Below are 11,902 nucleotides of genomic sequence, written 5' to 3'. Positions count from 1 at the left end.
CTTTATTCCACCCTTATCAGCTTCATTTTTTGCTGTTTAAAGCTGTTTTTAATAAAAATAAAGAACAAAAGATAGATGCTTAAGGTCATAAGGTAGACTGGGAAAGAATAGGCAAGCTTCCACTCTTTAAAGGTAAATAGGTCAAATTTTAAAGAGATAAATTCTACACTCAAAGAAATCCCGGCCCAAACGAGAATATACCAAAATATTTTTGTGCCCCTTACTGACCATCTATCGAAAAAATAAATAAAGATATAACCAAAAGGCGGATATAAAAACCAGGCGATAAGGTCAAACCATTCGTATTTTTCCACATCATTGATATCGTATAAGTCAATGCTGATGCCAGCTAGGATATGGTCGATGACATGGGCATACGTCATGCTGAACAGCAGCATAATTAGTGTAACGGAATGGGGAAATCTTTTCGGCAAAAGAAAAATAATAGCGTAAGTAATTAATAAAGAAATAAGAATAAACCATTCGTTACTGTCTATTTTTGAAGGTTGGACAAGCATTACTGTTTCAACTCTTTCACGATTAATTTTTGATATAAGAGATGGATGATATACGTAACAAGCCAAATCGAAAACCATTGAACGAAATCCAGCTTCCAGTTCCAGTCAATATATTTAACAGCTTTTACGTATTTAGTCAGGCTTTCAAAGCCAGCAATCACCAGCACGGCGAAAAGGGGAGGAACAAGCTTCAGCGGCTTTCTAGCAATGGTACTAAGACGGTCAATACTCCAGGTAACAATTATTGGATATAAAATGGTAAAGGTCAGATAAAAAGTGAAAACATCAGCGTGGTTATCAGGCAGCTTAAAAAGATGCAGATTAAGGATAGCGATATCCATAAAATTACTATCTACAAACACAACAACAATCATTATCATCGCTAACTCCAGAGCATTAAGGTTCTTCGGCATCACCGCAAAATAAATCACCGCCAAAATACTAATCGTCGAAAAAATAACAAAAGACACTGCCTGCTCCTTTCAATAGTGCATTAATGGTGCCTGACACCAAACGCAAATTTTGTCGAATGATAGATACTATTTTTAACCAAAGTGGCGGGAAATATCCACGGGAAATGGTGCCTGACACCACGGGGAAAAGTCTGTGCCAACTCGGTGGAAAATATGTCCAGCTTAGAAGGACAGTTTGAGTAATATAATTTAAAAAATCGTTTTTTCAGAGTATTATGGATATAGTGATTGTTTTAAAAGATAAGGAGTGATAGATATGAAAGCAGTCGTTCACGTGGGTCAAGCAGGGATGGAGGGGCTGTCAGTCCGTGAAATGGAAGTATTACAGCCAAAAGCTGGTGAGGTTAGGGTGAAACTGAAAACAGCCGGCTTGAATCACCGGGATTTGTTTGTACTTGTGCGTCATAAACCAACAGATCCGCCGCTTATTATCGGGTCAGATGGGGCCGGAGTGGTGGATGCTGTTGGTGAAGGGGTTACCGGTGTCCTAGTGGGCGATGAGGTTGTGATTAATCCGAGTCTTGGCTGGCTAGAGAAAACGGATGCCCCGCCGGAAGGATTTGAAATTCTTGGGCTGCCGTTCCATGGAACCTTTGCTGAGCAGGTCGTCATCTCTGCAGTAAATGTGGCTCCGAAACCTGAGCATTTATCATGGGAAGAGGCAGGGGTCTTATCATTGGCTGCTTTAACGGCATACCGTGCGCTGTTTACCCAAGGTCAGTTGCGTGAAGGCATGAAAGTGCTGATTCCAGGGATCGGCAGCGGCGTGGCTACGTTTTTATTGCAATTTGCCAAAGCGGCTGGTGCGGCCGTTTATGTAACCTCACGTTCGGCGGAAAAATGTCAGAAGGCGCTGGAACTCGGTGCGGACAAGGCATTTGACAGCAATGGAGATTGGGAGCAGGAGCTTGGCGGGGAAAAGGTCGACCTTGTGATTGAGTGTGTCGGGGCCGCTACCTTTAACAAATCGCTGAAACAGCTGCGTCCAGGGGGAACAGTTGTCACTTTCGGTGCTTCCGCGGGCGATGTCGTCGAGTTGAATTTACGCGATTTCTTCTACGGCCAATTCCGCCTATTCGGCACAACCATGGGAAGTGGAGAAGAATACAAAGAAATGCTCGACTTTATCACCAAACACCAAATCAAACCAGTCATCGACAGCATCTACCCACTCGAACAATACAAAGAAGCCCTCAACCGCATGGAAAACGCCCAGCAGTTAGGGAAAATCGGATTTTACATTTAAAGTAAATTGGTGCCTGACACCACTCGTGGACATTTGTCCTCCTGGGGTGGACAGGCGCTTTTTATGGGGATTTATTTTCTATTTAAGTAGAATTCTATTTTACTAGTTTGAAAAATAGAATATACTTTTGGTATTCATTTACTGATTGATTGTAGTTGCAAGTTAGTTTTTTATGCGAAGATTTATAAGGTGGGAAGCGGGGAATTGGTGTGAAGAAGTTTTGGTTGATGTTTTCATTGGTTACGGCATTTGTGCTGGGTTTTGCTTTTTATGGTAAACCTGCAGAAGCAGCGGGGTGTATCATTAAAAACAATCAGGTCCTTTGGGATGGGAAGGCTGTTTCTTTGAAGGTAAAGGGGAATGCCGTGGCTTTAAAGAAACAGGAGGCTCTTTACACCAAGGGTGCTAATGGGAAACTGCTAAAGAGTAAAAGCTATTTAAAAAAGGGCAGCAAAAGGCTGGTATACGCAAAAGTTAAAGCGGGTACCGTAAATTATTATTTTCTTGGCAGCAACCGCTATTTGAAAGCCAGTTCAAACATAAAGTACAAATCGCTGCCAACCGAAATTAAAAAATGTGTGGAGAAAAAGGTTTACAACGATACGATTACTAAAATTGTAAAAGGTGCCAAAGCGAAAAAAACACAATTTGAAAAGGTATTGTATGTTCATGACGCGTTGGCTAATCATATTACTTATGATTGGGCAGAGCTGAAGAATCCAAATGCGTATTCCCTTTCTCACAAGGCTTTAGGAGCATTAGTTTATCAAAAGGCGGTCTGCGACGGCTACACGGAGGCGATGAATGTAATTTTATCAAAATTACACATTGAATCCAAAATGGTGACAAGTGTCCCAATGAACCACGCTTGGAATTTGGTAAAGGTCGACGGACAATATTACCATGTGGATGTAACCTGGGACGATCAAGATGGCAGGATGCCGACAGTGTATATGTATTTTTTAGTTTCTGATAAAGAATTTAAAAAGACACGAAAGGGATTCTACACCATTGCGCCGCATTACAGTTGGTATGCAGGAAAAACGAAGGCAGTCAGCGAGAAATATGCCAATATCTCTAATCTCTATACAAAAAATAAATCCGTTTATCGGGACGGAAATTACTTTTATACCGTAGACGAAGCAAAAAATACAATCTACAAAACTACCTTAGATGGGCGAAACACTACGGTGGCTTCGAAAATAGACGGCAACATCTTTTGTGCAGTAAACAGCTGGATCATTGTGATGGAAACAAAATACATAAATGACCAGCCATACCTTGTCATTTCCAAAATAAAACAAAATGGCAAGGAAAAATATGAACTTACCAGAACCAACAGCTACTACCGCAAAATAGAATACGCCAACAACACCTTAACACTTACAACAGCAGAAGGAAAAACCTTAAAGTTTACGCTTTAGGGGGGGAGATTCAGTTGCTTCTTCGACGGTACCCTCAGTGGTACCTCAATGGTTCCTTCAATGGTGCCTGACACCACTCGTGGACATTTGTATGTCTGGGGTGGACATTTGTGGTCTGAAAGCTAAGATTGAAAAAAACGACGCATCATTTCAGAGATTGGTATCTCGTAAATGGTGCGTCATGAAAATCCTTCCCATTCCTATTGCCAAAAGAATTCCTGCTGCATCAATTCCCACATCAAAAAGCCTTCCGTCCCGGGTAAAATATAGTTGAAGAAACTCGGTGAAAACTGCATAAAAAGCCGATAAAAAAAAGACCGCACGCTTTGATTGAAATTTTATTTGGAGTAAAACAGTAAAAATGAAAAATGCAAATAAATGGCCGAATTTTTGTACCAGAAACCCGATTGCAATCTCCACGGGAGGCCGCGCCATAAACTCTGAAAAATTGGGAGCCGGATTCAAATGGAAGCTAACCTCCCCATTTGCCATTAAACCGTTAAAGCTCGCAGTACATGTACAAATTAAAATCGCAGCAGCCCATACTACAATCAAAAATCCTCGCATTACCAAAACCTCCTTCATATGAGCATGGGGAAGGTTCTTCTGCTTCAAACAAGAAATGAGGCAGAAGAGAATGTCCCTGTGCTTCTCGACAAAAAAAGGCCTAGTTTTAGGCCTAGTCAATTACCATTCATCATCAAATTCTGTATCTATATCGTCCATAATTCTCATTTGTTCCCATTCGTCCCGGGTAATTCCGGAGGATTGTACTTCGTTTTGAACCTCGGCGCTGTTCCACTCCTCATCCCAAGGATTGCCGCGATAGTTTGGGTCTGACAACAATTCCCTCACCTCCCATATTTAGCATTGCCTATTTGGGTATGATTTCATTCAGGAGGGGCGGTAATTTTGACGAGTGGGAAGGAAGGACTTTGGTCAGGCAGCAATGGCTAGCAGCCCGAACGAATGGGAAGTGAATCTTTTCAATCAAGTAGAGAATTTTTATAAAAAGGCCAGCAAAAAGAAAAACCGGCAGAACTTGTCCGCCGGTTTTTCAAAAAGCTATTATTGTAAGAAAGCTAATTGTATAAAAAACAATACTGCAAACACATAAAGCAGCGGATGGACCTCCCGCCATTTTCCTTTAGCCACTTTTAAAATAGGGTAGCTGATAAACCCAAGAGCGATTCCGGTTGATATACTCGATGTCAGCGGCATGCTTAAAATGGTCAAGAATGCCGGGAAGGCTTCATCAAGCTCGTTCCAGCGGATTTTGGCGATGCTGCCCATCATTAGGCTTCCAACGATAATTAAAGCGGGTGCGGTGATCGCGGAAAGTCCTGATACGGCGCTCACAAGCGGGCCGAAGAAGGCTGCTCCGATAAATAAAAAGGCAACTGTCAGCGAGGTTAACCCTGTCCGGCCGCCGGCAGCAACCCCGGATGTCGATTCAATAAAGGCTGTAGTAGGGCTGGTCCCAAACATTGCCCCTATCGCAGTCCCTAAAGAATCAGATAACAGCGCATGGCGGGCACGCGGCAGTTTGTCTCCCTTCATTAATCCAGCTTGATTGGCAACACCAATCATTGTTCCGGTTGTGTCAAAAATTGTGACCAAAATGAAGGAAAACACCACTGCATACAAGCTATGCTGAATGACATCACCGAAGGCTGTAATCGGATTGGCGATGATTAACCCTTCTGGCAGGGAGGGAAGGCCGACAAATCCCTTTTCAAAGGAAAGCTGTCCAGTAAAAAAGGCAACCAATCCAGTGATAATCATTCCGATAAACAATGCACCATTGACCCTAAACAACATTAAGATAAGGGTCACTGCAAGACCAATAAAGGTCAAAACAGCTGAATAAGTATGGAGATTCCCGAGACGAACCAAGTTGTCAGGGTCCGCAGTAATGATTTTTGTTAAACGCAAGCTGATAAACGCGATAAACAGACCGATTCCCGCTGTAATTCCGTACTTTAGATTTTCCGGAATGGCTTCAATTAATTTTTCCCTTAGCGGTGTTAAAGATAAAATGACAAAAATAATTCCGGCAACAAATACCGCTGCGAAGGCGGTTTGATAGCTAATTTGGTGCGAGCCGCCAACGACGGAATAGGCAAAATAAGCATTAAGCCCCATGCCAGGTGCGATGGCAATTGGATAGTTAGCGAAAAGTGCCATCCAAAGGGTGGCAACAACTGAAGCAATGATGGTTGCGGTAAAAACTTGATCAAATGGAACGCCAGCATGGGATAGAATGATCGGGTTGACCACAATGATGTACACCATGGTAAAAAAAGTGGTGAACCCCGCAAGTACCTCTGTTTTGGCGTTTGTATTATTCTCTTTCAATTTAAACATAATCGTCCTCCGTAAACACGAACAATAATAAAAGCAATAAATATAATATTCGTTTTCTGCTAAAATTTCAATAGTAAATAATATTTTTCCCTTATACATACGAAAAACATTTTATAAATTTTACCAATTGGTGCCTGACACCAAATAAATACACCAAATAAAAAAGACCTATGGAAAGGCCTTTTTGGGAAGAAGGGAGGGAATCGCAACAGGTTATGGGTTGAGATTTTGCCGTGTGGTTTCTAGATGCTGGATGGTCAAGTGAATCATTCTTTCATAGATATCTAAAATGGTTTGCCCGTAATCACTGCCGGGAACAGCCCATTTTCCGTTTAGGGCGATCCATGTCGGTGCTGAACCTCTGTCAACTAAATCAAAGCGGGGATCGACCAGCGGGTATTGGCCTGGCAGCTTTATCGTAGTGGCGTAGGCATATAGATGCTGAAGATGGGCAAGGACTCCTTCTTCCGGTGTTGCAAAGCTTGCTCCGCGAGCTTTGGATCCTGTTGCGCCTAACCCTGAAAAGTTATTTTGTTCAGGTCTAACATCACCAGTAAACCGAAAATAGTCTGTTTCAAGGATGGCTTGTGCGAAAGCCACATCCCCTCTAATTCCGTAATACTCCCCAAAGGTTAGATAAAAACTTCCGAGCTCCGGTGCCTTAGGGTTAATATTTTTAACAAAACGGTTCATATGCTCCGGGGACAGGAAGGTGGGACCTAAGATGGTAAATCCAGCAGAGTTGCCGTGAACTGGGTCGATATCGGGCCTATTCCCCGGATCCGAGCCGGTTCCTGAATTTCCACCGGTGCTACTGCCGGTGCTGGTCCCGCCGCCTGTGTTTCCACCCGTGCCTATAGCATTTCCGCTTGAACCGGATCTTTCCGGAGTTCCGCTAGTACTCTTATTTGGGCTGGTTTGATTGTCTGTGGTGCTGGTATTTTCAATCACAATGAATGAGTCGTCATAACCGGCTTTTTCCATTTTGCTTAAAAGTGCATCGGCCTGTGAACGGCTCGAAAAAGCCCCCACCCGGACACGGTACCAGGTTTTTCCTGAAATATTCGCCGTGACAATCGTTCCCGTCGTGCCAATTTTCTTGAGAGCGGCAACTCTGTCCTCGGCATTTTCTATTGAAGTAAACGACCCAACCATGACTTCATATACGGTTTCAGCCGGTTTGCTTGGGCTATCCATTACATTACGATTTTCAATTACAATGAACGAGTCGTTATACCCTGCCTTTTCCATTTTGCTTAAAAGTGCTTCAGCTTGGGAGTGGTTTGAAAAAGAACCAACACGGACGCGGTACCAGGTTTTCCCTGAAATATTCGCCGTGACAATTGTTCCCGTCGTGCCAATTTTCTTAAGAGCGGCAACCCTGTCCTCGGCATTTTCCCTAGAAGTAAAAGATCCAACCATTACTTCATAGACGGTTCCAGTCAAACTATCCGCCGGCTTACTTGGAGCTGCAGGTGTACTCGGCTTTGCTGGCTGTGGTGCTGGTGCCGGTGCCGGTTTTAGCGTTGGTTTTGGTGGAACCTTTGCTTTCAATTTAAGTCCAAATGCTTTGGCAAGTCCGTTCGCATGTCCTTGTGCTACATCCTGCCGCCAGGAGGATTGTTTCATTAATGCAGCATCATGGGTATTATCAATAAAACCGTTTTCTGTTAACATTGCCGGCATTTTTGATTCACGGAGCACGTGGAAATTGGCTTTTTTCTTTCCACGATCAATTAGCTGATTAATTTTTAACACTTCGGCATGGATGATATTTTGATATTTCGCTGTGGTGGAGGAGTTGGACAAATCGCGATAAATATAATCCTCGTAACCTTGGGCGGTATGATTGTCGGAATTGATGTGAATCGCTAAAAAGAAGTCAGCGCCCCAATTATTGGCCTCTGTTGTCCGTTCACTTAAACCTTTTGTGGTATCGCTTGAACGGCTCATTTTTACATCAATATTTTCAAAGTCATCAAGCAGGATTTTACGCAATTTAAGCGCAATATCCAATGTAATATCTTTTTCATTCAGCCCATTCCCCTGCGCACCTGGATCCTGCCCGCCATGACCAGGGTCTAAATAAAGCTTCATTATTCGTATCCTCCATTCCTCTAAAATGGTTTCACATATTTATCGTATGGGTAAAAAAACAAATCGTTCCAAAACTGGAGAGGACGCGGAACCAATACATTACCAGAACCAATACATTACCTTTTCATTATTTATATAGCGGGAAATTGGAAAATAGGGAAGGGGGAGGTTGTCAGGCACCATGTGAATTTTTCACATGGTGCCTGACACCCTTTTATTTATTCAGCGATCAGAAATGAGTCCTTGAAACTTGCTTTATGGAGTTGGGTAAGGCGTTCTTCCGCGTTACTGCGGTCGGAGAAGGCGCCAGCTTGTACGCGGTACCATGTTTCTCCAGAGATGGTGGTTGAATTGACGAATGCTTCGAAGCCTTTGTCATGCAGCAGCGTGACTAATTCATCAGCGTTTTCCCTTGATTTGAAGGAGGTAGCAATGACCTTATAGAGTGTTCCAGGGGAAGGGATTGGCGGCGTCGGTTCTGGCTGTGATTTGCGTTTAAGATGAAATATTTTTGCCAGGCCGTTTGCATGCCCTTGCGCGACCTTTTGGCGCCATGACGCCTGCTTCATAAGGGCGGCATCGTGGGCGTTTGTGATAAAGCCATTTTCCGTAAGGACGGCCGGCATTGAGGATTCACGGAGGACATGGAAGTTGGCCTTTTTCTTGCCGCGGTCTTTTAGTTCGTTCACATTTAAGACCTCTTCATGAATAATCCCTTGATTTTTTGCCGTTAAGGAGTTGGATAAACCAATGTAGATATAGTCCTCATACCCTGAGGCAGAGCTGGTTGCTGAATTAATATGAATAGACAAGTAGTAATCAGCCCCCCAAGCATTCGCTTCGCTAGTGCGCTGGCTTAAGCTTTTGGTGGTGTCACTTGTCCGGCTCATTTTCACTTGAACATTTTCATAGTCATTTTGTAAAATCGTACGCAGTTTGAGGGCGATATCTAACGTAACATCTTTTTCATTCAGTCCATGACCTTGCGCACCGGGGTCTTGCCCGCCATGACCGGGATCTAAATATAGCTTCATTGATTCCCCTCCTATTCAGTAAATTCCATTACACCAATATTTTATGGGGAAATGGCGGATTTCGCTCGGGTACCTGTCATACTTTATGCCTCGTTGGGTGTTTATATGAAGTATTTTCCTAGTCAACATTCACATAGAATTAACCTATAACAAGCGTATTTTTTCAAAAAATGTTATAATACAAAAGGTAAAATAGAAATTTATCTAAGGAGCAATGTACTATGATTCTCGTTGTCGGCGGAGCAGGCTACATTGGCAGCCATCTTGTAAAACAATTAGTAGAAACAGAAGAGGTAGTAGTTCTGGACAATCTATCGACTGGCCATAGGGAAGCTGTCGATAGCCGCGCTATTTTTGTAAAAGGTGACCTTGGCAATGTGGACGACTTAATTATGGTGTTTCGAAGCTATCCGATAAAAGCTGTCATGCATTTTGCGGCAAACAGCCTCGTTGGAGAGTCTGTTGTCGATCCTTTAAAATATTATAATAATAACGTTGCATCTACGATCATGCTTTTAAAAGTCATGCAGAGATTTAAAGTGAAAAACTTTATTTTTTCATCTACAGCCGCAACATACGGTATTCCAAATGTAGATATCATCGACGAAACCACCCCGACTTCACCGATTAACCCGTACGGCCGGTCAAAATTAATGGTTGAGCAGATTTTGGCCGATTTTTCAAAGTCCTACGGGCTTAATTATGTGGTGCTGCGCTACTTTAATGCGGCGGGTGCTCATAAATCGGCGGCTATCGGCGAAAGCCATGACCCAGAAACGCATTTGATTCCAATTGTTCTGCAGCATCTTTTGGGCCAAAGGGATAAGGTTTCCGTGTATGGCTCGGATTATGAAACAGAGGACGGTACATGCATCCGTGACTATATTCATGTGACAGACTTAGCATCTGCTCATATTTTGGCGCTTAATGCGCTGCTAAAAGGGAAAAAATCTGAGGAGATTTACAACTTAGGTAATGGTTTAGGATTTTCAGTGAAAGAGGTCATTGAGACTTGTGAGCACGTGACAGGCATCAAGGCAAACGTGGAAATGGCAGACCGCCGCCCGGGAGACCCGGCAAGACTCGTCGCATCCTCCCAAAAAATCTATGACGAACTAGGCTGGAAAGCCGAAAGAAATCTAGAACAAATCATCACGGACGCCTGGAACTGGCATCAAAAGCAAGAATACTAGAAAAGGAAAAGGGTGTTGGGTACCATGCGATTTCACACATGGTACCCAACACCCTTTATTTAAATAGAAAAAATCCCAAGTAAAACATGTTTACCTAGGATTTTGTTAAGGATTTGTTATTTTAGTATTTTTACTTTAACCGTTTTTCGTCCCCATTTGAGTGCTTGGGATTTGGATGGGATGAAGACGTCAATTTTGTTGCCTCTCATGGCGCCGCCTGTATCGCCGGCAACCGCATAGCCGTAGCCTTCAACATAAACCTTTGTTCCTAATTTAATCACTTTCGGGTCAACAGATATAACTTTTAGCTTTGGATTTTTTTTAAGATTTAATCCAGTTGCAGTTATTCCTGAGCAGCGTTTGCAATTGGCTGTGTAAGCAGTAGCTGTAACGGTCAGTGTTTTAACAACCTTTGGTGCTTTTGATTTGACAGTTGTTTTCTTCACTGGAGTTTTCTTTGTAGTTACTGCCTTCACAGAACTAGACACAACTAATTTCTGCTTTGGATGAATCATATCTGATTTAAGGTGATTCCATTTTTTTAGATTGGTCACCGAAGTTTTGTATTTTTTAGCGATTTTATAAAGTGAATCGCCGCTTTTAACAGTGTATGTATTAGATGCTGCAGATGCTGATGCCGCATGGCTTCCGAATAATACTAAACCTGCTAAACCTAATGTTAGTAGGAATTTCTTCATGTTAAAACCCCTTTCTATAAATAATAAGATAACACAGGAGTATTACAGAAATATTTCAGCAGTTTACTAGTTTGATGACAAATTGCGGTCGCAGACGTCATATTCTATTGAAATTTGTTATATTTCAAAAAAGCTTCCTTCAAATATTCCTAGTTTTCTAGCTTTTTCTTGAAAAATGGAGGAGGATTGTCCCTGATAATCGACAAATATAAAAGAATTGGGCTATTTTTGTAAAATAAATGGAATTTACAAAATGTTCGAATCCCGTAATAACTCCATAACTCCCATCAGTAGTAAGGTTTTTCTTCTATTCGGACATGATCCCTCATATTCTTTGATAAAAGACCTTTACCAAAAAGGGGACATTCGCCATGAGGAGAAAAAGAACGCCGCTTCCATTAATCGTGGCAGCAGTATTAGTGATTGGCATAATTTTTTTATTAGGAAAATGGTTATTCCTTTCGGCGGACAGGAATGCTGAGGCGGCAGTAGATGAATTTTATCGCTTTGAACGGGAAGGGGATTTCTCAAACTCATGGGAATTGTTTCACACCTTCATGAAAAAAAGGTTTAGTAAAAGCAATTATATTCAGGACCGGGCACATGTGTTTATGAACCATTTTGGCGTTGAGACGTTTACATATTCACTCGGGAAGCCAGAAAAATTGAACAGCTGGAAAATGTCCAAGACGGGGAAGGCTTTGGAAAATGTCTACAAAGTTCCGGTTATCCAAACTTACAAGGGAAAGTATGGGAACTTTGATTTGCAGCAGGATGTTTTTGTCGTCGAGGAAAAGGGAGAGTGGAAAATTCTTTGGGATTATAAACATTGAAGGAGCTGGGCCCTCATTT

General features: G+C 42.4%; 12 protein-coding genes. 4 read left to right on the top strand and 8 right to left on the bottom strand.

Annotated features, from left to right (window positions below):
• Nucleotides 1–2 precede the first annotated feature (2 nt).
• Both A6749_RS08095 and A6749_RS08090 read right to left on the bottom strand, forming a co-directional pair.
• Nucleotides 3–518 (bottom strand): hypothetical protein, encoded by a 516-nt coding sequence (locus A6749_RS08095; RefSeq protein ID WP_066387787.1) that lies wholly within the window; start codon nucleotides 516–518, stop codon nucleotides 3–5.
• Nucleotides 518–988: a hypothetical protein gene (locus tag A6749_RS08090; protein WP_066387781.1), complete on the bottom strand. Its 471-nt coding sequence runs from the start codon at nucleotides 986–988 to the stop codon at nucleotides 518–520. Before A6749_RS08090 ends, A6749_RS08095 begins: the two co-directional genes overlap by 1 nt.
• A gap of 259 nt (nucleotides 989–1,247) precedes the next feature.
• On the opposite strand from A6749_RS08090, the gene A6749_RS08085 reads away from it, so the two are divergent.
• Together A6749_RS08085 and A6749_RS08080 are read left to right on the top strand one after the other, a co-directional pair.
• Nucleotides 1,248–2,237, top strand: coding sequence for a zinc-binding dehydrogenase (locus A6749_RS08085; RefSeq protein WP_066387779.1), 990 nt, complete (start codon nucleotides 1,248–1,250; stop codon nucleotides 2,235–2,237).
• A gap of 209 nt (nucleotides 2,238–2,446) precedes the next feature.
• Entirely contained in the window at nucleotides 2,447–3,661 is a 1,215-nt protein-coding gene (locus A6749_RS08080; RefSeq protein ID WP_153043012.1) for a transglutaminase domain-containing protein, read from the top strand.
• Between the two features lie 150 nt (nucleotides 3,662–3,811).
• Here A6749_RS08080 and A6749_RS08075 read toward each other — a convergent pair whose 3' ends face one another.
• The 5 genes from A6749_RS08075 to A6749_RS08060 all read right to left on the bottom strand — a co-directional run bounded on the left by A6749_RS08075 (nucleotide 3,812) and on the right by A6749_RS08060 (nucleotide 9,159).
• Complete coding sequence (locus tag A6749_RS08075) at nucleotides 3,812–4,228, bottom strand: VanZ family protein (protein WP_066387767.1); 417 nt, start codon at nucleotides 4,226–4,228, stop codon at nucleotides 3,812–3,814.
• A 120-nt stretch (nucleotides 4,229–4,348) separates the two neighbouring features.
• Nucleotides 4,349–4,507 carry a hypothetical protein gene (locus tag A6749_RS28340; protein ID WP_161487122.1) on the bottom strand — a complete coding sequence of 53 codons (159 nt, stop codon included), beginning with the start codon at nucleotides 4,505–4,507 and terminating at the stop codon, nucleotides 4,349–4,351.
• Nucleotides 4,508–4,729: 222 nt separating this feature from the next.
• The gene (locus tag A6749_RS08070) at nucleotides 4,730–6,028 is read right to left on the bottom strand and encodes an NCS2 family permease (RefSeq protein ID WP_066387763.1); all 1,299 of its coding nucleotides are present in this window, start codon (nucleotides 6,026–6,028) and stop codon (nucleotides 4,730–4,732) included.
• 213 nt (nucleotides 6,029–6,241) lie between these two features.
• Nucleotides 6,242–8,125 (bottom strand): N-acetylmuramoyl-L-alanine amidase, encoded by a 1,884-nt coding sequence (locus A6749_RS28335; RefSeq protein WP_066387760.1) that lies wholly within the window; start codon nucleotides 8,123–8,125, stop codon nucleotides 6,242–6,244.
• 218 nt (nucleotides 8,126–8,343) lie between these two features.
• Entirely contained in the window at nucleotides 8,344–9,159 is an 816-nt protein-coding gene (locus A6749_RS08060) for an N-acetylmuramoyl-L-alanine amidase (protein ID WP_066387758.1), read from the bottom strand.
• Nucleotides 9,160–9,380: 221 nt separating this feature from the next.
• Between A6749_RS08060 and galE the strand changes: the two genes are divergently transcribed.
• Complete coding sequence (gene galE / locus A6749_RS08055) at nucleotides 9,381–10,352, top strand: UDP-glucose 4-epimerase GalE (RefSeq protein WP_066387744.1); 972 nt, start codon at nucleotides 9,381–9,383, stop codon at nucleotides 10,350–10,352.
• A 116-nt stretch (nucleotides 10,353–10,468) separates the two neighbouring features.
• On the opposite strand, the gene A6749_RS08050 is transcribed toward galE, so the two are convergent.
• Nucleotides 10,469–11,050, bottom strand: coding sequence for a 3D domain-containing protein (locus A6749_RS08050; RefSeq protein WP_066387740.1), 582 nt, complete (start codon nucleotides 11,048–11,050; stop codon nucleotides 10,469–10,471).
• A 371-nt stretch (nucleotides 11,051–11,421) separates the two neighbouring features.
• Here A6749_RS08050 and A6749_RS08045 point away from each other — a divergent pair, with 371 nt between their 5' ends.
• Complete coding sequence (locus A6749_RS08045; RefSeq protein ID WP_066387728.1) at nucleotides 11,422–11,883, top strand: hypothetical protein; 462 nt, start codon at nucleotides 11,422–11,424, stop codon at nucleotides 11,881–11,883.
• The last annotated feature ends 19 nt before the right edge of the window (nucleotides 11,884–11,902 follow it).

This window comes from Neobacillus mesonae, assembly GCF_001636315.1.
GTDB lineage: Bacteria > Bacillota > Bacilli > Bacillales > Cytobacillaceae > Neobacillus > Neobacillus mesonae.
This window is presented reverse-complemented; position numbering and strand designations above follow the sequence as displayed.

Excerpts from the sequence above, each read along its gene's own strand:
- A6749_RS08095 (WP_066387787.1), bottom strand. The coding sequence starts at position 518 with ATGCTTGTCCAACCTTCAAAAATAGACAGTAACGAATGGTTTATTCTT.
- A6749_RS08085 (WP_066387779.1), top strand. The coding sequence starts at position 1,248 with ATGAAAGCAGTCGTTCACGTGGGTCAAGCAGGGATGGAGGGGCTGTCA.
- A6749_RS08075 (WP_066387767.1), bottom strand. The coding sequence starts at position 4,228 with ATGCGAGGATTTTTGATTGTAGTATGGGCTGCTGCGATTTTAATTTGT.
- A6749_RS08070 (WP_066387763.1), bottom strand. The coding sequence starts at position 6,028 with ATGTTTAAATTGAAAGAGAATAATACAAACGCCAAAACAGAGGTACTT.
- A6749_RS28335 (WP_066387760.1), bottom strand. The coding sequence starts at position 8,125 with ATGAAGCTTTATTTAGACCCTGGTCATGGCGGGCAGGATCCAGGTGCG.
- A6749_RS08060 (WP_066387758.1), bottom strand. The coding sequence starts at position 9,159 with ATGAAGCTATATTTAGATCCCGGTCATGGCGGGCAAGACCCCGGTGCG.
- galE (WP_066387744.1), top strand. The coding sequence starts at position 9,381 with ATGATTCTCGTTGTCGGCGGAGCAGGCTACATTGGCAGCCATCTTGTA.
- A6749_RS08050 (WP_066387740.1), bottom strand. The coding sequence starts at position 11,050 with ATGAAGAAATTCCTACTAACATTAGGTTTAGCAGGTTTAGTATTATTC.
- A6749_RS08045 (WP_066387728.1), top strand. The coding sequence starts at position 11,422 with ATGAGGAGAAAAAGAACGCCGCTTCCATTAATCGTGGCAGCAGTATTA.